The following is a 22,570-nucleotide window of genomic DNA, read 5'->3' as shown; positions in this document are numbered from 1 at the left end:
CGAGGACACTATGGCCCGTTTCGGAACGCAAAAACTCTACATCGATGGCGCTCACGTCGACGCTGGCAGCGATGCCACCTTCGAAGCCATCAACCCGGCGACCGGCGAAGTCCTCGCCCACGTGCAACGTGCCACCGAGGCTGACGTCGAGAAAGCCGTCGAAAGCGCCGAGCGCGGCCAGAAAGTCTGGGCGGCGATGACCGCCATGCAGCGTTCGCGCATCCTGCGCCGCGCCGTCGACATCCTGCGCGAGCGCAACGACGAGCTGGCCATGCTGGAGACCCTGGATACCGGCAAGTCGTACTCCGAAACCCGCTACGTCGACATCGTCACTGGCGCCGATGTCCTGGAGTACTACGCAGGCCTGGTGCCGGCCATCGAAGGCGAGCAGATTCCACTGCGTGAATCGTCCTTCGTCTATACCCGCCGTGAGCCACTGGGCGTCACCGTGGGTATCGGCGCCTGGAACTACCCGATCCAGATCGCCCTGTGGAAGTCCGCGCCGGCCCTGGCTGCCGGTAACGCGATGATCTTCAAGCCCTCGGAGGTCACTTCGCTGACAACCCTGAAGCTGGCCGAGATCTACACCGAAGCCGGCCTGCCGAACGGGGTGTTCAACGTCCTGACCGGCAGCGGCCGCGAAGTCGGCACCTGGCTGACCGAACACCCACGCATCGAGAAGGTTTCCTTCACCGGCGGCACCACCACCGGCAAGAAAGTCATGGCCAGCGCCTCGAGCTCGTCGCTCAAGGAAGTCACCATGGAACTGGGCGGCAAATCGCCGCTGATCATCTGCGCAGATGCCGACCTCGACAAGGCCGCCGACATTGCCATGATGGCCAACTTCTACAGCTCCGGTCAGGTCTGCACCAACGGCACCCGTGTGTTCGTCCCGGCTGAACTGAAAGCCGCTTTCGAAGCCAAGATCGTCGAGCGCGTAGCCCGCATCCGTGCTGGCAACCCGGAAGACGAAAACACCAACTTCGGCCCACTGGTCAGCTTCCAGCACATGGAAAGCGTGCTGGGCTACATCGCCAAGGGCAAGCAGGAAGGCGCCCGTGTGCTGTGCGGTGGTGAGCGCCTGAACGAGGGTGAATTCGCCAAGGGTGCCTTCGTGGCGCCGACCGTATTCACCGACTGCCGCGACGACATGACCATCGTCAAGGAAGAGATCTTCGGCCCGGTGATGAGCATTCTGTCCTACGAGACCGAAGACGAAGTGATCCGCCGCGCCAACGACACCGAGTACGGCTTGGCGGCCGGCGTCTGCACCAACGACATCAGCCGCGCCCACCGCATCATCCACAAGCTTGAAGCCGGTATCTGCTGGATCAACGCCTGGGGCGAGTCGCCGGCAGAGATGCCGGTCGGTGGCTACAAGCAGTCGGGCGTCGGCCGTGAAAACGGCATCAGCTCGCTGGCTCAGTACACCCGCATCAAGTCGGTGCAGGTCGAACTGGGCGACTACGCGTCGGTCTTCTGATCTACCGCTGCAAGACGCACGCTTCAAGCTGCAAGAAGAGCCGGTCGGCACCCTGCCACCGGCCCTTGCAGGCCTCATTCATCCGCAAGCTTTGCGCGGCTGCCTGTTCTTGCAGCTTGCAGCGCCAAGCTTGCCGCTGCTTCCGGAGGAAGCTCCATGGAATATGATTACATCATCGTCGGCGCAGGCTCGGCCGGTAACACCCTGGCGACGCGCCTGACCGAAGACGCCAGCGTGACCGTGCTGCTGCTCGAAGCCGGTGGCCCGGACTACCGCTTCGATTTCCGCACGCAAATGCCGGCTGCACTGGCCTTCCCACTGCAAGGTCGGCGCTATAACTGGGCCTACGAAACCGACCCAGAGCCGCACATGGACGGCCGCCGCATGGAATGTGGACGCGGCAAGGGCCTGGGCGGCTCGTCGCTGATCAACGGCATGTGCTACATCCGTGGCAACGCCATGGACTTCGATGGCTGGGCCGAACTGCCAGGCCTGGAAGACTGGACTTACTCGGACTGCCTGCCGTACTTCCGCAAGGCCGAAACCCGTGACATCGGCCCCAATGACTACCACGGCGGCGAAGGCCCGGTCAGCGTCACCACGCCCAAGGCTGGCAACAACCCGCTGTTCAACGCCATGGTCGAGGCCGGCGTGCAGGCCGGCTATCCGCGCACCGAAGACCTGAACGGTTACCAGCAGGAAGGCTTCGGTCCGATGGACCGTACCGTGACCAAGAAGGGTCGTCGCGCCAGCACCGCCCGTGGTTACCTGGACCAGGCCAAGAAACGCCCGAACCTGACCATCGTTACCCACGCCCTGAGCGACCGCGTGCTGTTCGAAGGCAAGCGCGCCGTTGGCGTGACCTACCTGGTCGGCGACAGCGAAGAGCGCGTCGAAGCCCGTGCGCGCAAGGAAGTCATCGTCAGCTCTGGCGCCATCGCTTCGCCGCAGCTGCTGCAACGCTCCGGCGTCGGCCCGCGCGCCCTGCTCGAAAGCCTGGATATCCCGGTGGTGCACGACCTGCCAGGGGTAGGTGAGAACCTGCAGGACCACCTGGAGCTGTACCTGCAGTACGCCTGCACTCAGCCAGTATCGCTGTACCCTTCGCTGCTCTGGTGGAACCAGCCGGCCATCGGCGCCGAGTGGCTGTTCAACGGTACCGGAATCGGCGCCAGCAACCAGTTCGAGGCAGGCGGTTTCATTCGCTCGCGTCCTGAGTTCGAGTGGCCGAACATCCAGTACCACTTCCTGCCGGTGGCGATCAATTACAACGGCTCCAAAGGCGTGCAGGAACACGGCTTCCAGGCGCACATGGGCTCGATGCGTTCGCCAAGCCGCGGGCGTATCCAGGCCAAGTCCAAAGACCCGCGTCAGCACCCGAGCATCCTCTTCAACTACATGGCCACCGAGCAGGATTGGCAGGAATTCCGCGACGGCATCCGCCTGACCCGGGAAATCATGGCCCAGCCGGCGCTCGACCCGTACCGCGGGCGCGAGATCAGCCCGGGCGAGCACGTGCAAACCGATGAAGAGCTGGACAAGTTCATCCGCGAGCACGCCGAAACCGCGTATCACCCGTCCTGTTCCTGCAAGATGGGCACCGACGAGATGGCTGTGGTCGATGGCGAAGGTCGCGTCCATGGCATGCAAGGTCTGCGCGTGGTCGACGCCTCGATCATGCCGATCATCATCACCGGCAACCTGAATGCCACCACGATCATGATCGCGGAAAAGATCTCGGACAAGATCCGTGGTCGCAAGCCACTGCCGCGCAGCACGGCCAAGTACTACAAGGCCAATGGTGCTCCGGTCAAAGGCAAAGCGATGCGCGAAGTGAAGCAGGGCTAAGCCAACCCTGGTTGGTAACCTGGCGGCACTGAAAGGCACCCTCGCGGTGCCTTTTTTACATCTGCAGAAACGCTTTACATGCTGCCAATTCATCAGGTTAGAATCGATTGGCACGCGACTTGCCCATTCAAGTTCCTTTCCGCACGACCCCGGAGTACCTGCCTTTGGATGCCAGCACCATCAACAGCCTGTTTCTGATCGGCGCATTGCTGGTGGGCGCGAGTATTCTGGTCAGCTCGCTGTCGTCGCGTCTGGGTATCCCGATTCTGGTCATCATCCTGGCGGTAGGCATGGTTGCCGGGGTCGACGGTGGCGGCATCATCTTCAACAACTACCCCACCGCTTACCTGGTAGGCAATCTGGCCCTGGCAGTGATCCTGCTCGATGGCGGGCTGCGCACACGGGTCGCGAGCTTTCGCGTGGCCCTGTGGCCGGCGCTGTCGCTGGCCACTATCGGGGTGATGATCACCACGGCGCTGACCGGCCTGGTCGCGGCCTGGTTGTTCAACCTGAGCCTGATCCAAGGCTTGCTGATTGGTGCCATCGTCGGTTCCACGGACGCGGCGGCGGTATTCTCGCTGCTTGGCGGCAAGGGCCTGAACGAACGGGTCACGGCCACCCTGGAAATCGAATCGGGCAGCAACGACCCGATGGCAGTATTCCTCACCGTTACCTTGATCGACATGATCGCCAGCGGCCAGACCGGCTTGCACTGGAGCCTGCTGACCCACCTGCTGCGCGAGTTCGGCATCGGCGGGCTGCTCGGCCTGGGTGGCGGCTGGCTGATGCTGCAACTGGTCAATCGCATCAACCTGGCCGGTGGCCTGTACCCGATTCTGGTGGTGGCCGGTGGCCTGGTGGTGTTCTCGCTGACCAACGCCCTGCATGGCAGCGGCTTCCTGGCCGTATACCTGTGCGGCCTGGTACTGGGTAACAAGCCGATCCGCAGCCGCCACGGCATCCTGCACATGCTCGACGGCATGGCCTGGCTCGCGCAGATCGGCATGTTCCTGGTCCTGGGGTTGCTGGTCACGCCTCACGACCTGCTGCCGATCGCCGTACCGGCGCTGGGCCTGGCGCTGTGGATGATCCTGGTGGCGCGGCCGTTGTCGGTGGTGGCCGCACTGCTGCCATTCAAGGCCTTCCACGGCCGCGAAAAAGGCTTCATCAGCTGGGTCGGCCTGCGCGGTGCGGTGCCGATCATTCTGGCGGTGTTCCCGTTGATGGCGGGGCTGCCCGATGCGCAGCTGTTCTTCAACCTGGCGTTCTTCATCGTGCTGGTATCGCTGCTGGTGCAAGGCACCAGCTTGCCGTGGATGGCCAAGCTGCTGAAAGTCACGGTACCACCAGACCCGGCACCCATTTCCCGCTCGGCGCTGGAGGTGCATGTGACCAGCGAGTGGGAGCTGTTCGTGTACCGCCTGGGTGCGGAAAAGTGGTGCATCGGCGCAGCCCTGCGCGAATTGAAGATGCCCGAGGGCACACGCATCGCCGCCCTGTTTCGCAACGAGCAACTGCTGCACCCCTCGGGCAGCACGGTGCTGGAGGTGGGCGACATGCTCTGCGTGATCGGCCACGAACACAACCTGCCGGCCTTGGGCAAGCTGTTCAGCCAGGCACCGCAGCGCGGGCTGGACCTGCGCTTCTTCGGCGACTTCGTGCTCGAAGGCGATGCCGAGCTGGGCGCGGTCGCTGCGCTGTATGGCCTCAAGCTCGACGGCCTGGACGCGAAAATGCCGCTGGCGCAGTTCATCCGACAAAAGGTCGGAGGCGCTCCAGTAGTAGGCGACCAGGTCGAATGGCATGGCACGATCTGGACCGTGGCGACCCTGGACGGGAACAAGATCCAGAAAGTCGGCGTCAGATTCCCCGAAGGAACGCGACCCGGACCAGGATTGTTCCTCTAAACTCCGTTTCCGCCTGATCCAAAGTAGTCTGCCTATGTCCCTGCGCGTGTACCTTCGCACAGCCCTGCTCGGGTTGTGCCTGTGCCTTTGTTTCGCCGCCAACGCGGCAGAAGCCCCGACCACCGCCAGCATCCAGAGCAGCCTCGACAAGATTGCCGAGCGCAAGCTGCCCGAAGCCGATCAGAAGGCCTTGCAGCAGGTGCTGGAGCAAACCCTGGGCCTGCTCAACAGCAAGCAAGACAGCGAGCGCAAGCTGGCCGAGCTCAAGCAACAGTTGGCCGATGCGCCCAAGGAAACCAGCGACAATCAGAAGGAACTGGCCAAGCTCAAGCAGAGCAAGGCGCAGCCGTTGGCTCAGCGCTACGCCAACTTGAGCGTACCGCAGCTCGAGCAGATGCTCAGTGAGCGCAACACCCAGCAGGGTGAGTTGCAAAAGGCCCTGTCCGAGGCCAACAGCCTGATCATCAACTCGCAAACTCGCCCTGAGCGTGCCCAGGCCGAGATCAGCAACAACCAGACCCGCGCCCAACAGATCAACAACAGCCTCAAGAGTGGCAAGGACGGCGGCAAGCCGATCAACGCCGACCAGCGCAACCAGTTGCTCGCCGAACTGGCCTCGCTCAATGCCACGACCTTGCTGCGCCGCCAGGAGCTGGCCGGCAACGGCCTGCTGCAGGACCTGGGCAATGCCCGCCACGACCTGCTCATCGAGCGTACCGCGCGCCTGGAGCAGGAAATCCAGGACTTGCAGACGCTGATCAACGAAAAGCGCCTGGCCCAGTCGCAGCAAACCGTCACCCAGCAGTCCATCGAGGCGCAGAAGGCCGGCGGCAGCAGCCTGCTGGCTACCGAAAGTGCAGCCAACCTCAAGCTGTCCGACTACCTGCTCAAAAGCACCGACCGCCTCAACGAGCTGACCCAACAGAACCTGCGCACCAAACAGCAGCTCGATAGCCTGACCCAGGCTGACCAGGCCCTGGACGAGCAGATCAACGTGCTCAAGGGCAGCCTGCTGCTGTCCAAGATCCTCTACAAGCAGAAACAGGCGCTGCCGCACCTGAAGCTGGACCGCGACCTGGCCGACCAGATTGCCGATATCCGCCTGTACCAGTTCGAGATCAACCAGCAGCGCGAGCAGATGAGCAGCCCGGTGACCTACGTCGACCGTTTGCTAGCCACTCAGCCCGAACAGGATGTCACCCCCCAGCTGCGCCGGGCCTTGCTCGAGGTGGCGATCACCCGCAGCGACCTGCTCGAGCGCCTGAACCGCGAATTGTCGGCACTGCTCAACGAATCGATCACCCTGCAGCTCAACCAGAAGCAACTGCTCGGCACCGCCATCGGCCTGCGCAACACCCTCGACGAACAGATGTTCTGGATTCCCAGCAACAAGCCGCTGGACTGGGATTGGTTGCGCCTGGTGCCAGAGCGCTTGCCGGAGCAGGTTGCCAGCCTGCCGTGGGCCTCGGGGGTCAAGGAACTGGGCGATGGCCTGATCCAGCGCCCGCTGCTGTTCCTGCCGCTGCTGCTGGTGATCGGCGCCCTGCAATGGCGGCGCAAGTACCTGTATCAGCGCCTGGGCAAGGTGCACCAGGATATCGGCCACTTCCGCCGCGACAGCCAGTGGCACACGCCCCAGGCGATCCTCATCAACATTCTCCTGGCAATGCCGGTCAGCCTGGGCCTGGCGCTTTGCAGTTATGCCTTGCAGATCGACGCCCGCGGGCAGAACGCCAACCTGGGTGCCGCCTTGTGGCAGCTGGCCCAGGCCTGGCTGGTGTTCTACACCGCCTATCGCATTCTTTCGCCGGGCGGTGTGGCCGAGATCCACTTCCGCTGGCACAAGCCGCAGGTCGAATTCCTGCGTGGTTGGGTGCGCCGCCTTGGCACGGTGGTGCTGGCGTTGGTCGGCGTGGTGGCGGTGGCCGAGCACCAGCCCTCGGCGCTGGCTGAAGATGTGCTCGGCATCGGTGTGGTGCTGACCTGCTACGCACTGATGGCCTGGTTGCTCAGCCGCCTGCTGTTGAGCAGCCCTGCGCATCGCGACACCTCGCTGTTCCGCAAGGCCGTGGGGGTGGCGTTCACCGCCCTGCCGATCGCCTTGTTCGTCGCGGTGTGCTTCGGCTATTACTACACCGCGCTGAAGCTCACCGACCGCTTGATCTACACCTTGTACCTGCTGCTGTTCTGGCTGGTGATCGAAGCGGCGTTCGTGCGCGGGCTGTCGGTGGCGGCGCGGCGCCTGGCCTATCAACGCGCCTTGAGCAAGCGCCAGGCCGCCAAGGAAGGGCTGGACGGCGAAGTGATCAGCGAAGAGCCCACCCTGGACATCGAGCAGGTCAACCAGCAATCGCTGCGCCTGATCCGCCTGGCGCTGCTGGGCGGCTTCATCGCCGGGTTGTACTGGGTCTGGTCGGACCTGCTGTCGGTATTCGCCTACCTCAACAACTTCGTCCTCTACGAATACACCAGCGGCACCGGCGCTGCCGCCAGCATGGTACCGATCAGCCTCGGCGACCTGCTCGGCGCCCTGGTGATCGTCGGCATCACCTTCGCCCTGGCGGGCAACTTGCCGGGCCTGCTCGAGGTGCTGGTGCTGTCGCGCCTGAACCTTGCCCAGGGCAGCGCCTACGCAACGACCACGCTGCTGTCCTACACCATCGTCGGCGTCGGGATCGTCAGTACCCTGTCGACCCTGGGGGTGAGCTGGGACAAGCTGCAGTGGCTGGTCGCGGCCTTGTCGGTGGGCCTGGGTTTCGGCATGCAGGAGATCTTCGCCAACTTCATCTCCGGCATCATGATCCTGTTCGAGCGCCCGGTGCGCATCGGCGACACCATCACCATCGGCAACCTGTCCGGCACCGTGAGCAAGATTCGCATCCGCGCTACCACCATCACCGACTTCGACCGCAAGGACATCATCGTTCCCAACAAGACCTTCATCACCGGGCAGCTGATCAACTGGTCGCTGACCGATACGGTCACGCGGGTAACACTGAAGCTGGGCATCGACTACGGCTCTGACCTTGATCTGGTGCGCGACCTGCTGCTCAAGGGCGCCCATGAAAACCCGCGGGTACTCAAGGACCCTGAGCCCATCGTGTACTTCCTGAACTTCGGCGAGAGCTCGCTGGACCACGAACTGCGCATGCATGTACGCGACCTTGGCGATCGCAACCCGACGCTCGACGAGATCAACCGCTACATCAACCGCGAGTTCAAGGCCCACGACATCAAGATCTCGGTGCGCCAGGTGGAAGTGTTCCTGATGGATCCCAAAGGCGGCAAGCAGCAGCTGATAGCGATGGAGCAGCCGAAATCGGATGGCACTGCTCCGGCTTGATGGGGCTCCAATACTTTACGCTGTGCACAATGCCGGGAAGGCTCGCCGCCAATCAGGGGCGAGCCGTCTTGCCCGCGTAGGGCCGCAAGACGGCCCCAATGGCCCTCAACCAGGAGCAGCCTGTGAAAGCCCTCGACCAACTGACCTTCGACAACCGCTTCGCCAGTCTGGGCGATGCATTTTCCACCCAGGTGCTGCCCGATCCCATCGCCGACCCGCGCCTGGTGGTGGCCAGCGAGTCGGCCATGGGGCTGCTCGATCTCGACCCTGCCCAGGCGCAACTGCCGCTGTTCGCCGAGCTGTTCAGCGGCCACAAGCTCTGGGAAGAAGCCGACCCCCGCGCAATGGTCTACTCTGGGCATCAATTTGGCTCGTACAACCCGCGCCTGGGCGATGGTCGCGGTTTGCTCCTGGCTGAGGTGCGCAATGAGCGCGGCGAGCACTGGGACCTGCACCTCAAGGGTGCTGGCCAGACCCCGTATTCACGCATGGGCGACGGGCGCGCCGTGCTGCGCTCGTCGATCCGCGAATTCCTTGCCTCCGAAGCCCTGCATGCGCTGGGCATTCCCAGCAGCCGGGCACTCTGCGTAATAGGCTCGAGCACCACGGTTTGGCGCGAAACCCGCGAAAGCGCAGCGATGCTGACGCGCCTGGCGCCCAGCCACGTGCGCTTCGGCCACTTCGAGTATTTCTACTACACCAAGCAGCCTGAACAGCAACGGGTGTTGATCGACCACGTGCTCGCCGAGCATTACCCCGAATGCCGGGACGCCGAACAGCCCTACCTGGCCATGTTCCGCACCATCGTCGAACGCAATGCCGAGCTGATCGCCTACTGGCAGGCCTACGGTTTCTGCCACGGCGTGATGAACACCGACAACATGTCGATCCTGGGCATCACCTTCGACTTCGGACCGTTCGCCTTCCTCGATGATTTCAACGCCAACTTCATCTGCAACCATTCCGATGACCGTGGCCGTTACAGCTATGCCAACCAGGTGCCCATTGCCCACTGGAACCTCAGCGCCCTCGCCCAGGCCTTGACCACGGTGATCGAGGTCGAAGCGCTGAAGCAGACCCTGGAGTTGTTCCTGCCGCTGTACCAGGCCCATTACCTGGACCTGATGCGCCGCCGCCTGGGCCTGACCAGCGCCGAAGATGAGGACATGGCCTTGGTCGAACGGCTGCTGCAGCGCATGCAGAGCGGTGGCGTGGATTACACCTTGTTCTTCCGCAGGCTGGGCGAGCAGCCGGTGGCTGACGCCCTGCAGCTGCTACGTGATGATTTCATCGACCTGGCCGGTTTCGACGCCTGGGCTGCCGACTACCTGGCGCGCTGCCAGCGCGAAGCCGACAATGCGACCGGCCGACGCGAGCGCATGCATGCGGTGAACCCGCTGTACATACTGCGCAACTACCTGGCGCAGCGGGCCATCGAAGCGGCTGAGGCAGGCGACTACAGCGAGGTGCGGCGCCTGCATCAGGTGCTGACCAGACCGTTCGAAGAACAGGCTGGCATGCAGGCCTATGCCGAGCGTCCGCCTGAATGGGGCAAGCACCTGGAAATCAGCTGCTCGTCCTGACGACAGCTCGCGCCCGCGCGATCCTCAGCCATTGCCCTCAAGCAAATCGTGCAATTCGACAAACTGCTGGGTCAGCTTGTGCCGCGGCTCCAGGTGGATCAGCGGCAGGCTTGCATGATGCGATTCGCGCATCTTTACCGAGCTGCCCAGATACACCGGTAGCACCGGCAGGCCCTCGGCCAGCAACTCATCGAGCATCTGCTGGGGCAGGCTGGCGCGGGACTGGAACTGATTGACCACGATGCCCTCGACCTCGAGAGCTTCATTGTGGTCGTCTTTGAGGTCATCGATTTCCGCCAGCAGGCCGTACAGGGCTTGCCGCGAGAAGCTGTCGCAGTCGAAAGGAATCAGTACGCGATCAGCGGCGATCAACGCTGATACGGCGTAGAAATTGAGCGCCGGCGGCGTGTCGATGTAAATCCGCTCATAGTCTTCGTCCAGCGCGTCGAGCAGCTTTCGCAGCTTGTTGATCTTGTGCTTGGCTTCGAGCTTGGGCTGCAGGTCGGCAAGCTCCGCAGTGGCGGTGACCACATGCAGGTTGTCGAACGGGGTTTCGTAGATATCGACCTTGTTCTTCTTGCTGAATGGCCCGCTGGACAGGCTCTGCTTGAAGAAATCGGCGATCCCCATGGGGATGTCGTCGCCGGTCAGCCCGGTCAGGTACTGGGTCGAATTGGCCTGGGCATCCAGGTCGATCAGCAGGGTTCGGTAGCCTTCGCTGGCGCTCACCGCTGCCAGGTTGCAAGCGATGCTCGACTTGCCAACGCCACCTTTCTGATTGAACACCACGCGCCGCATGATTGACCTCCGTGTATCAACGAATGCCCGAGTATGTGTCGGTGCAGCGGCAATGGCCAGTACTGTCGATGGCTACCTGATGCCGGCTTGATCTCGGTTCGGATTCACTCGGCGTAGACCTGCCCGGTCACCAATTCGGCGAAAGCCCTGGCCATCGCCGAGCTGCCGCGCTCGCGCTGGACCAGCCACACGGCCGAAGTCGCCTCGGCATCGAGCAGCGTGCGATACACCACGCCTTCGATCTGCATGCGCTTGAACGACGCCGGCAGTACCGACACACCCAGCCCGGCCGATACCAGGCCGATGATGGTCATCGCCTCGCCCGCCTCCTGGGCAAAATGCGGACTGAACCCGGCCTGGCGGGCCAGGCTCAGCAGCTGCGCATACAAGCCGCTGCCGTAGCTGCGCGGGAAGAACACGAACGGCTCCTGCGCCAGCGCTGCCATGTATACGCCATCGTCGCTGCCGTGGGCCAGAGGATGAGAGGCGTTGATCACTGCCACCAGCGGCTCGCGAAACAGTTCGGTAGCCACCAGCCCCTCAGGCAACGGCATCGGCCGCATCAGGCCAACTTCGATGGATTCATCGAAAACCCCCTCGGCGACATCGCGGCTGCTCATTTCCTGCAGGTGCAGATGAACCGCCGGAAAGCGCTGGCGAAACGCATGAATCGCCTTGGGAATCTTCGACGTGAAGGGTGCGGACGAGGTGAAACCGATTTTCATCTCGCCCAGCTCCCCCAACTGCGCCCGACGTGCCACATCCGCCGCTTTCTCGACTTGTGCCAGGACCTGGCGGGCCTCTTGCAGAAACAAGCGCCCAGCCTCGCTCAGCTCGACCCGTCGGTTGGTGCGTTCAAACAGGCGGGCGCCCAGTTCGTGTTCCAACGCCTGGATCTGCTGACTCAGCGGCGGCTGCGAGATCCCCAACTGCTGGGCCGCACGGCCGAAATGCAGCTCCTCCGCCACAGCGATGAAATAACGCAGGTGCCGCAGCTCCATGAGCTTGCTCCAATAGGTCGCCAAACAACTTAAATAGGTCGAACAATATATTGGATCAAATCATTAGCCGGCTATATGCTTTTTTCATTGCACCAGAGGTACCGCCGCGTGAAAACTGCAGTCGCCCCCCTCCCCGCTTGCTCGGCAGCCATCGCACCGGACAGGTGGATCGAAAAAGGCACGCCCGCTTTTCTCAGGACCGTCCTGGCCTTGTTCAGCGGTGGCTTCGCCACCTTCGCCCTGCTCTACTGCGTTCAGCCGATGATGCCGCTGTTGTCCCAAGAGTTCGCCATCAATGCCGCGCAAAGCAGCCTGGTGCTGTCGGTAGCGACGGCGATGCTGGCCTGCGGCTTGTTGATCACCGGGCCGATTTCCGACCGCGTGGGCCGCAAGCCGGTGATGGTATTCGCCCTGGTGTGCGCGGCGCTTTCCACACTGGCCAGTGCCGTGATGCCGACCTGGGAGCTAGTGCTGGCCACGCGGGCGCTGGTGGGCCTGTCGTTGAGCGGCCTGGCGGCGGTGGCCATGACTTACCTCAGCGAAGAGATCCACCCGCAGCACATTGGCCTGGCCATGGGCTTGTACATCGGTGGCAACGCCATCGGCGGCATGAGCGGACGCCTGATCACTGGGGTGCTGATCGATTTCGTCAGCTGGCACACGGCAATGCTGACCATCGGTGCCTTGGCGCTGATCGCTGCCGTGGTGTTCTGGAAAGTGCTGCCGGAGTCGCGCAACTTCCGCGCCCAATCGATGAACCCGCGCAGCCTGCGCGACGGCTTTCTCATGCACTTCAAGGATGCCGGGTTGCCTTGGCTGTTCCTTGAAGCCTTCCTGCTGATGGGCGCCTTCGTCACCTTGTTCAACTACATCGGTTATCGCCTGCTCGCCGAGCCCTATCACATGAACCAGGCCTTGGTAGGACTGCTCTCGGTGGTCTACCTGTCTGGCATCTACAGCTCTGCCCAAGTCGGTGCCCTGGCCGACAAGCTCGGCCGGCGCAAGGTGTTCTGGGCCAGCATCGTGGTGATGGCCAGCGGTATGCTGATGACCCTGGCCACGCCCTTGCCGGTGGTGATCGCCGGCATGCTGGTGTTCACCTTCGGTTTCTTCGGCGCTCACTCGGTAGCCAGCAGCTGGATCGGTCGCCGCGCGTTGAAGGCCAAAGGCCAAGCCTCATCCCTGTATCTGTTCAGCTATTACGCAGGTTCGAGCGTGGCCGGCACAGCCGGGGGCGTGTTCTGGCACCACTGGGGTTGGAATGGCATCGGCGTGTTCATTGGCGCCCTGCTGGCCGCAGCGCTGTTGATCGCCTTGCGCCTGAGCAGGCTGGCGCCGAAAACCGCATAGGCGACAGGCGAAAAAAAGCCCGGCTCAACAGGCCGGGCTTTGTCGTTTGCAGCGCCTAGCCGTGGTATTGCGCGGACAGTTCATGCACAGCGTTGATGAAGGCACCGGCGTGCTCGGGGTCGACTTCCGGGGTGATGCCATGGCCCAGGTTGAAGACGTGACCGCTGCCATGACCGTAGCTGGCCAGGATGCGCGCCACCTCCTGGCGGATGGCCGCGGGCCTGGCGTACAACACGGTCGGGTCCATGTTGCCTTGCAGCGCCACTTTGTCGCCGACCCGGCGGCGGGCATCGCCAATGTCGCAGGTCCAGTCCAGGCCCAGGGCATCGGCCCCAGCCTCGGCGATGCTTTCCAACCACAGGCCGCCGTTCTTGGTGAACAGGATCACCGGCACCTTGCGCCCTTCGTGTTCGCGAATCAGACCGCTGACGATCTTGCGCATGTAGGCCAGGGAAAACTCCTGGTAAGCCGCGGCTGACAGGTTGCCACCCCAGGTATCGAAGATCTGCACCGCCTGCGCGCCGGCCAGGATCTGCCCGTTCAAGTAGCTGGTAACCGACTGGGCGAGCTTTTCCAACAGCAGGTGCAGGGCTTGCGGATTGTCGTAGGCCATGGCCTTGGTCTTGCGGAAGTCTTTCGACGAGCCGCCTTCGACCATGTACGTGGCCAACGTCCACGGGCTGCCGGAGAAGCCGATGAGCGGTACACGACCATTGAGTTCGCGGCGGATGGTGCTGACCGCATCCATCACGTAGCCGAGGTCTTTCTGCGCATCGGGCACCGGCAGTGCTTCGATGTCGGCCGGGGTGCTGACGACCTTCTTGAAACGCGGGCCTTCGCCGGTTTCGAAGTACAGGCCCAGGCCCATGGCATCCGGAATGGTGAGGATGTCCGAGAACAGGATCGCCGCGTCCAGAGGATAACGGTCGAGCGGCTGCAGGGTCACCTCGCAGGCGAACTGCGGGTTCTTGCACAGGCTCATGAAGTCACCGGCCTTGGCCCGGCTGGCACGGTATTCCGGCAGGTAACGGCCGGCCTGGCGCATCATCCAGACCGGGGTGACATCCACAGGTTGCTTGAGCAGCGCACGCAGGAAACGATCGTTCTTCAAGGCAGTCATGTCGGCATCCGGAAAAAGAGTGCCGGCATTTTCTCAGACGCGCGCATAAAAGGCACGGCCGAGGCCATGGGTTTTGGCTATCGAGTGCTGTAGATCAACTGATTTTGTATACAAAATGTGCTGGGGCTGGCTGACAGCCCCAGCTGGCGATCAGACTTCCAGGTAGTCCAGGATCCCCTCAGCGGCGTTGCGGCCTTCGAAGATCGCCGTCACCACGAGGTCCGAGCCACGCACCATATCGCCCCCGGCGAAGATCTTCGGGTTGCTGGTCTGGTGCTTGAACTTGCCTTTCTCCGGCGCGACCACGCGACCCTGGCTGTCGAGCTGAATGCTGTGCTGCTCGAACCATGGCGCAGGGCTTGGGCGGAAGCCGAATGCGATGACCACGGCATCGGCCGGCAGGATCTCCTCGGAACCTGGAATCGGCTCGGGGCTGCGACGGCCGCGGGCGTCAGGCTCACCCAAGCGGGTCTCCACCACCTTCACCCCTTCGACCTTGTCTTCGCCGACGATAGCGATAGGCTGGCGGTTGTAGAGGAATTTCACGCCTTCTTCCTTGGCGTTCTTCACCTCTTTGCGCGAACCGGGCATGTTGGCCTCGTCGCGACGATAGGCGCAGGTCACCGACTTGGCACCCTGGCGAATCGAGGTGCGGTTGCAGTCCATGGCCGTGTCACCACCGCCGAGCACCACGACCTTCTTGCCCTGCATGTCGACGAAGTCTTCCGGCGACTTCTCGAAGCCCAGGTTGCGGTTGACGTTGGCGATCAGGAAGTCCAGCGCATCGTGCACACCCGGCAGGTCCTCACCGGGGAACCCGCCTTTCATGTAGGTGTAGGTGCCCATGCCCATGAACACCGCATCGTATTCGGCGAGCAGCTGCTCCATGCTGATGTCAGTGCCCACCTCGGTGTTGAGGCGGAATTCGATACCCATGCCGGTGAAGACCTCGCGGCGGTGGCTCAGCACCGTCTTCTCCAGCTTGAATTCAGGGATACCGAAGGTCAGCAAACCGCCGATTTCCGGGTTCTTGTCGAACACCACCGGGGTCACGCCAGCGCGTACCAGCACGTCGGCGCAACCAAGGCCCGCCGGGCCGGCGCCAATGATGGCGACGCGCTTGCCGGTTGGCTTGACCTTGGACATGTCCGGGCGCCAGCCCATGGCGAAGGCGGTGTCGGTGATGTACTTCTCGACCGAGCCAATGGTGACCGCACCAAAGCCATCGTTGAGTGTGCAGGCGCCTTCGCACAGGCGGTCTTGCGGGCATACGCGACCGCACACTTCCGGCAGGGTGTTGGTCTGGTGCGACAGTTCGGCGGCGGCCAGGATGTTGCCTTCGGCGACCAGCTTCAACCAATTGGGGATGAAGTTGTGAACCGGGCACTTCCATTCGCAATACGGGTTACCGCAGCCCAGGCAGCGATGGGCCTGCTCCACGGACTGCTGGGGCTTGAACGGTTCGTAGATTTCCACGAACTCTTTCTTGCGCTGGCGCAGCAGCTTTTTCTTGGGGTCCTTTCGGCCCACTTCGATGAACTGGAAGTCGTTGTTCAGACGTTCAGCCATTTTTCAAAACCTCTTTACAGCAGCTGCTAGCTACACGCTGCAAGCCGCAAGACGATCACTTAAGCCGGGCAAACCTCGTGCAGCTTCTGACTTGCAGCTCGAGGCTCGCCACTTGCAGCTGGTTTTACTGCGGATTGGCACGGGTGCTGGACAACAGCTGCTTGAGGTTGGCGGCCTTGGGCTTGACCAACCAGAAGCGGCGCACGTAGTCGTCCAGGTTCTCCGAGAGCTCACGCCCCCACGCGCTGCCGGTTTCTTCCACGTACTCGCCCAGAACCCGCGCCAGATGGCTGCGGTAGGCTTCCATCGCCTCACCACTGATGCGCTGGATTTCCACCAGCTCATGGTTGAGTTTGTCGACGAAGCTGTTGTCCATGTCGAGCACGTAGGCGAAGCCGCCAGTCATGCCAGAACCGAAGTTGTAACCGGTCTTGCCCAACACGCAGACAAAGCCACCGGTCATGTATTCACAGCAGTGATCGCCCGTTCCCTCGACGACCGCGTGGGCGCCGGAGTTGCGTACAGCGAAACGCTCGCCGGCAGTGCCGGCGGCGAACAACTTGCCACCGGTGGCGCCGTACAGGCAGGTGTTGCCAACGATGGCGCTGTGCTGGGTTTCGAACGGGCTGCCGGCTGGCGGCACGATGGTCAGCTTGCCACCCGTCATGCCCTTACCGACGTAGTCGTTGGCATCGCCCTCCAGGTGCAGGTTCAAGCCGCCGGCGTTCCAGACCCCGAAGCTCTGCCCGGCAGTGCCCTTGAAGCGGAACGTGATCGGCTTGGCGGCCATGCCCTGGTTGCCATACAGCTTGGCGATTTCACCGGAAATCCGCGCGCCGATGGAGCGGTCACAGTTGCAGATATCCAGATCGAACTCACCACCGGCCTGATCGCGGATCGCCGGCAACGCCATCTCGACCATCTTCTCGGCCAGCTCGCCCTTGTCGAACGGCGGGTTCTTGTCGACTTCGCAGAACTGCGGCTTGTCGGCCGGAATGTGCGAGCTGCCCAGTAAAGGCGTCAGGTCAAGGTGCTGCTGACGCTCGGTGTCGCCGGGCAGCACGTCGAGCAGGTCGGTGCGGCCGATCAGCTCGCCGAGGCTGCGAACGCCCAGCTTGGCCAGCCATTCGCGGGTTTCTTCGGCGACGAAGGTGAAGAAGTTGATCACCATGTCGACGGTGCCGATGTAGTGGTCCTTGCGCAGCTTGTCGTTCTGCGTGGCAACGCCGGTGGCGCAGTTGTTCAGGTGACAGATACGCAGGTATTTGCAGCCCAGGGCGATCATTGGCGCGGTGCCGAAGCCAAAGCTCTCGGCGCCGAGGATCGCCGCCTTGATCACGTCCAGACCGGTTTTCAAGCCACCATCGGTCTGCACCCGGACCTTGCCGCGCAAGTCGTTGCCGCGCAGGGTCTGGTGAGTTTCCGCCAGGCCCAGTTCCCATGGGGCGCCGGCATACTTGATCGAGGTCAGCGGCGAGGCGCCGGTGCCGCCATCGTAGCCGGAGATGGTGATCAGGTCGGCATAGGCCTTGGCCACACCTGCAGCGATGGTGCCGACGCCGGCTTCTGCTACCAGCTTGACCGACACCAGCGCCTGCGGGTTGACCTGCTTGAGGTCGTAGATCAGCTGGGCCAGGTCTTCGATCGAATAGATGTCGTGGTGCGGTGGCGGCGAGATCAGGGTCACGCCCGGCACTGCATAACGCAGCTTGGCGATCAGGCCATTGACCTTGCCGCCGGGCAGCTGACCGCCCTCGCCAGGCTTGGCACCCTGGGCCACCTTGATCTGCAGCACTTCGGCATTGACCAGGTACTCCGGCGTCACACCGAAGCGGCCGGTCGCGACCTGCTTGATCTTGGAACTGCGCACGGTGCCGTAGCGGGACGGGTCTTCACCGCCCTCCCCGGAGTTGGAGCGCGCGCCCAGGCGGTTCATCGCCTCGGCCAACGCCTCGTGCGCTTCCGGCGACAGCGCGCCCAGCGAGATGCCGGCCGAGTCGAAGCGCTTGAGGATGGCTTGCAGCGGCTCGACCTCGTCCAGCGCCAGGGGCTGCTCGGCCACTTTCACCTTGAGCAGGTCGCGGATCATCGACACCGGGCGCTGATCGACCAGCGTGGTGTATTCCTTGAATTTGGCATAGTCGCCCTGCTGCACAGCCGCTTGCAGGGTGTTGACCACATCCGGGTTGTAGGCGTGGTATTCGCCACCATGGACGAACTTGAGCAGGCCACCTTGCTGGATGGGCTTGCGCGCGCTCCAGGCTTCGGCGGCCAGCAGCTTCTGGTCGCTTTCCAGGTCGACGAAGCGTGCGCCCTTGATGCGGCTGGACACGCCCTTGAAGCTCAGGCCCACGACTTCCTCGGCCAGGCCCACCGCTTCGAACAACTGCGCGCCGCGGTACGAGGCGATGGTGGAAATCCCCATCTTCGAGAGGATTTTCAGCAGGCCCTTGGAAATGCCCTTGCGGTAGTACTTGAACACTTCGTCCAGATCGCCCAGCACTTCACCGGTACGAATCAGGTCGGCCAGCACTTCATAGGCCAGGTACGGGTAGACCGCCGAGGCGCCGAAGCCCAGCAGCACGGCGAAGTGATGCGGGTCACGCGCAGTGGCAGTCTCTACCAGGATGTTGCTGTCGCAGCGCAGACCCTGTTCGGTCAGGCGGTGGTGCACGGCACCCACCGCCAGCGAAGCGTGCACGGGCAGCTTGCCGGGGGCGATGTAGCGGTCGCTCAGCACCAACTGAGTCTTGCCGGCACGAACGGCTTCTTCAGCCTGGTCGGCGATGTTGCGAATCGCCGCTTCCAGGCCCAGGCCTTGCTCGTAGTTGAGGTCGATCAGCTGACGGTCGAAACCTTCGCGCTCCAGGTTCATCAGCGAGCGCCACTTGGCGGGCGAGATCACCGGCGAGCTGAGGATGACCCGCGAAGCATGCTCCGGCGACTCCTGGAAGATATTGCGCTCGGCACCCAGGCAGATTTCCAGGGACATGACGATCGCTTCGCGCAGCGGGTCGATCGGCGGGTTGGTCACCTGGGCAAACTGCTGGCGGAAGAAGTCGTAAGGCGAACGCACCCGCTGCGACAGCACCGCCATAGGCGTGTCGTCACCCATGGAACCCACGGCTTCCTGGCCTTGCTCACCGAGCGGGCGCAGCACCTGGTCACGCTCTTCGAAGGTGACCTGGAACATCTTCATGAATTGCTTGAGCTGGTCAGCGTCGTAGCTGGCCACGCCCTGATCGTCGCTCAGCGTGGCCTGGATGCGCGTAGCGTGCTGACGCAGCCAGCGCTTGTACGGATGACGCGACTTCAAACGGTTGTCGATGGCGTCGGTGTCGAGAATCTGACCGGTTTCGGTATCCACCGCCAGGATCTGCCCTGGGCCGACACGGCCCTTGGCCACGACGTCTTCAGGCTGATAGCCCCAGACACCGATTTCCGACGCGATGGTGATGTAGCCGTTGGTGGTGGTGACCCAACGCGCCGGACGCAGGCCGTTACGGTCGAGCAGGCACACTGCGTGGCGGCCCTCGGTCATGACGATACCGGCCGGGCCATCCCACGGCTCCATGTGCATGGAGTTGTATTCGTAGAAGGCGCGCAGGTCGGCGTCCATGGTCTCGACGTTCTGCCAGGCTGGTGGCACCAGCATGCGCACGCCACGGAACAGGTCGATGCCGCCGGTGACCATCAGCTCGAGCATGTTGTCCATGCTCGAGGAGTCGGAGCCGACACGGTTGACCAATGGGCCGAGGGCCTCGAGGTCGGGAATCTGGTCGTTGGCGAACTTGGTGCGACGGGCCATGGCCCAGTTGCGGTTGCCGGTGATGGTGTTGATTTCGCCGTTGTGGGCGAGGAACCGGAATGGCTGGGCCAGCGGCCATTTCGGCAAGGTATTGGTGGAGAAACGCTGGTGGAACACGCAGATCGCGGTCTGCAGGCGTTCGTCACCGAGGTCTGGATAGAACGCCGCGAGATCGCGCGGCATCATCAAGCCCTTGTAGATGATGGTCTTGTGCGAAAAGCTGCAGATGTAGTGGTCGGCATCGTGGGCGTTGGCTACCGACGAACGGCGACGGGCACTGAACAGCTTGATGGCGAACTCCTGGTCGCTCAGGCCATCAGCGCCGATGAACACCTGCTCGATCTGCGGCAGGCGCTCGAGGGCCAGGCGACCCAGCACGCTGGTGTCGATCGGGACTTTGCGCCAGCCTACCAATTGCAAGCCGGCTGCCAGGATTTCACGATCCATGTTGGCACGAGCGGCCTGGGCTTTGACCGGGTCCTGGTTGAAGAACACCATGCCGACGGCGTACTGCTTGGGCAGCTCTACGGCGAAGTGTTCCTGGGCCACTGCACGCAGGAAACGGTCAGGCTTCTGCATCAACAGACCGCAACCGTCGCCGGTCTTGCCGTCGGCATTGATGCCGCCACGGTGGGTCATGCACGTCAGCGCCTGCATGGCGGTTTGCAGAAGGTGGTGACTTGGCTCGCCCGTCATATGGGCGATCAGGCCAAAACCACAGTTGTCCTTGAATTCTTCGGGATGGTACAGACCTGTTTTCATAGACACTTTCTCACCAGGTTCACCTCTCAACCGGAGGCAAATCTCTTTTATGTACAACCACTTACCATCCACGCCGATCAAACGCCAGCTTATTTGCGGTGGCCATGGAAAACCATTGTTGCACAGCGACAGTCCTGCCCACAAATTTTCATGTCTCACCATTGAAAATTTATGTCGCTATTTTGAATGTTTTTAGCCGCAAACCATGGGTTGGCAGGGCTTGACTCTGAAGCGTTTCAGCCAACACTGCGCGCGGGGCTTGTGGCCGGCAGGCTGGGACAGAAAAGCCTGCCGCGCAGGGCGCAGCAGGCTTATCAAGTGTCAGTAATCGCTCAGCAACTGGGCGGCGGGGTGGTGCCGCCCGGCAGGTATCAGCGGGCCGAGGCCAGCTCTTGTTGGACGCTGGCGACAGTACGTGGCCAAGGTTTACCAGCCTGGACCTTCGCTGGCAAGTTCTTGATTGCGGCAACTGCCGCATCACGGTTGGCAAAGTTGCCATAGGTGACCACATACAGGGGTTTACCCTGCAGGTTCTTCTTGAAGTAGCGATAGTCGCCACCCTGCGCCTTGACGAAGGCCTGGGCCGACGCCTCGGAGCTGGTACCGAGGATCTGCACCACGTAGTTGCCAGGCTTCTGACCACTGTACCAGCCGCTGTTGCCGGCACCGGCCGCTGCTGCAGGCTTCTCGGTGGCCTTGACCGCCGGCTTGGCACTGGCCACCTGGGTTGGCGCAGGCGCAGGCTTGGGCACCGGCTTGGCCGGTTGGCTGGTGACTGGATTGGCCACAGGCGCGGCAGGCTGGGACGGCGCGGTCGCCTGGGCCATGCTCGGTGCCGGACCCGCCGCGACGCCCTGCGGCGGTGCGGTGGTGGTCACGGTCGGCGGCGCTGAAGGTTGCAGGGCAGTGTTGCCTGCCGGCCCACCCTCTTCACCGTCGCCCATGCCAGCAGCCTGGGCCAGCGGCTCACGCATCACCGGTTGCGACTGGCCCACCAGCGGCAACGGCATCGGCTGGGACTGGCCGGAGAATTCGATGGCCGGGTTGCCGTTATTGGATTGAGCAGCACCTGGCAGGCCCTCGCCCAAGGGCAACTGGGCCTGCGCCACCGGCGCCTCGCTTGGCGCCTTGTCGCTTTTCTTGGGCATCAGCACCGCAGCGCCTACGGCAACCACGACGACTGCGGACAGCGCGAGCACGTGTTTCTTAGGCATTTTGAACCCCATGGATGGTCGCTTCACCGTGGTCCGGCTAGCGATCATGGCTTCGATCAAGGTATCGCGGGCGACCTGGTTGATGTTGCCAGGCCATCCGCCAGAGTTTTCGTGGATATCGACCAGCTGCTCGCGGGTGAACACCTCGATGCCCCGGCCCGCGCCATCCAGACGCTGCTCCAGGTATTCGTTGGTTTCCTCCTCGCTGTAGGGGGCGAGTTCGATGACGTGGAAACGCTCTTCCTCGACCTCGATCTCATCCAACCCGGCAATCAGCGACGGTTCGCCAAACAGGAACACATGCGGGCGCGCCTCTGGCAAGCCGCCGGCCAGTTCCAGCAACGCTTGGAGTGCCGACTCGTCAAGTTGTTCCGCATCGTCCACCAACAGATAGACTTCCTGCCCGGTGAGTGCCAACTGCACCACCTTGTTCAGGATCGCCTGGACCTCGGGCTGGGCCACCTCCAGGGTCTGCGCCACTTGCCCGAGCACGCTGGCCGCATCGCTGGCACCGCGAGCGGAAACCACGACGCTCTGTACCGATTGCTTGTTGGTGCTGGCCACCAGGGCCTGGCGCAGCAGCGTCTTGCCACTGCCCAACGGCCCTGTGACCACCAGCATCAATTGGCTGTAGCGTGCCAGATGATGCAGTTGGCCGAGCACCGGCTTGCGCTGGGCGGGGAAGAATTTGAAGCCGGGCACACGCGGCGCGAACGGATCGTGGCTCAGCTGGTAGTGATCGAGAAACGCCTCATCGGCATGCAAACTGGTCATTGCGCTGTCA

Annotated in this window: 12 protein-coding genes; 6 read left to right on the top strand and 6 right to left on the bottom strand. The window is 63.0% G+C overall.

Translation table 11 applies throughout. From position 1 onward, the window contains the following. The first annotated feature begins 10 nt into the window (after positions 1–10). From betB to selO, 5 genes are all read left to right on the top strand, one after another. Positions 11–1,483 (top strand): betaine-aldehyde dehydrogenase, encoded by a 1,473-nt coding sequence (gene betB / locus FS665_RS18015; protein WP_145191377.1) that lies wholly within the window; start codon positions 11–13, stop codon positions 1,481–1,483. Positions 1,484–1,639: 156 nt separating this feature from the next. Further along, positions 1,640–3,331 (top strand): choline dehydrogenase, encoded by a 1,692-nt coding sequence (gene betA, locus FS665_RS18010; RefSeq protein WP_145191374.1) that lies wholly within the window; start codon positions 1,640–1,642, stop codon positions 3,329–3,331. Between the two features lie 164 nt (positions 3,332–3,495). Then, the gene (locus FS665_RS18005; protein WP_145191451.1) at positions 3,496–5,238 is read left to right on the top strand and encodes a potassium/proton antiporter; all 1,743 of its coding nucleotides are present in this window, start codon (positions 3,496–3,498) and stop codon (positions 5,236–5,238) included. A 34-nt stretch (positions 5,239–5,272) separates the two neighbouring features. Continuing rightward, the gene (mscK, locus tag FS665_RS18000; protein ID WP_145191371.1) at positions 5,273–8,581 is read left to right on the top strand and encodes a mechanosensitive channel MscK; all 3,309 of its coding nucleotides are present in this window, start codon (positions 5,273–5,275) and stop codon (positions 8,579–8,581) included. Between the two features lie 122 nt (positions 8,582–8,703). Then, positions 8,704–10,164: a protein adenylyltransferase SelO gene (selO, locus tag FS665_RS17995; RefSeq protein WP_145191368.1), complete on the top strand. Its 1,461-nt coding sequence runs from the start codon at positions 8,704–8,706 to the stop codon at positions 10,162–10,164. A 24-nt stretch (positions 10,165–10,188) separates the two neighbouring features. On the opposite strand, the gene FS665_RS17990 is transcribed toward selO, so the two are convergent. Then, on the bottom strand, positions 10,189–10,962 hold the full coding sequence (locus FS665_RS17990; RefSeq protein WP_145191365.1) for a ParA family protein: 774 nt from the start codon (positions 10,960–10,962) through the stop codon (positions 10,189–10,191). A 104-nt stretch (positions 10,963–11,066) separates the two neighbouring features. Then, positions 11,067–11,963: a LysR family transcriptional regulator gene (locus FS665_RS17985; RefSeq protein ID WP_145191362.1), complete on the bottom strand. Its 897-nt coding sequence runs from the start codon at positions 11,961–11,963 to the stop codon at positions 11,067–11,069. 108 nt (positions 11,964–12,071) lie between these two features. On the opposite strand from FS665_RS17985, the gene FS665_RS17980 reads away from it, so the two are divergent. Then, the gene (locus FS665_RS17980; RefSeq protein ID WP_145191359.1) at positions 12,072–13,313 is read left to right on the top strand and encodes an MFS transporter; all 1,242 of its coding nucleotides are present in this window, start codon (positions 12,072–12,074) and stop codon (positions 13,311–13,313) included. A gap of 55 nt (positions 13,314–13,368) precedes the next feature. Here FS665_RS17980 and hemE read toward each other — a convergent pair whose 3' ends face one another. The 4 genes from hemE to FS665_RS17960 all read right to left on the bottom strand — a co-directional run bounded on the left by hemE (position 13,369) and on the right by FS665_RS17960 (position 22,560). After that, positions 13,369–14,433, bottom strand: coding sequence for a uroporphyrinogen decarboxylase (gene hemE, locus FS665_RS17975; protein WP_145191356.1), 1,065 nt, complete (start codon positions 14,431–14,433; stop codon positions 13,369–13,371). A gap of 150 nt (positions 14,434–14,583) precedes the next feature. Continuing rightward, positions 14,584–16,002 (bottom strand): FAD-dependent oxidoreductase, encoded by a 1,419-nt coding sequence (locus FS665_RS17970; RefSeq protein WP_145191353.1) that lies wholly within the window; start codon positions 16,000–16,002, stop codon positions 14,584–14,586. A 124-nt stretch (positions 16,003–16,126) separates the two neighbouring features. Next, positions 16,127–20,572 carry a glutamate synthase large subunit gene (gltB, locus tag FS665_RS17965; protein WP_145191327.1) on the bottom strand — a complete coding sequence of 1,482 codons (4,446 nt, stop codon included), beginning with the start codon at positions 20,570–20,572 and terminating at the stop codon, positions 16,127–16,129. Between the two features lie 371 nt (positions 20,573–20,943). Then, complete coding sequence (locus FS665_RS17960; RefSeq protein WP_145191324.1) at positions 20,944–22,560, bottom strand: AAA family ATPase; 1,617 nt, start codon at positions 22,558–22,560, stop codon at positions 20,944–20,946. Between the last annotated feature and the right edge of the window lie 10 nt (positions 22,561–22,570).

Origin of the sequence: Pseudomonas sp. URMO17WK12:I11, from assembly GCF_007677725.1 — a bacterium.
In the GTDB taxonomy this organism is placed as follows: Bacteria; Pseudomonadota; Gammaproteobacteria; order Pseudomonadales; family Pseudomonadaceae; genus Aquipseudomonas.
This window is presented reverse-complemented; position numbering and strand designations above follow the sequence as displayed.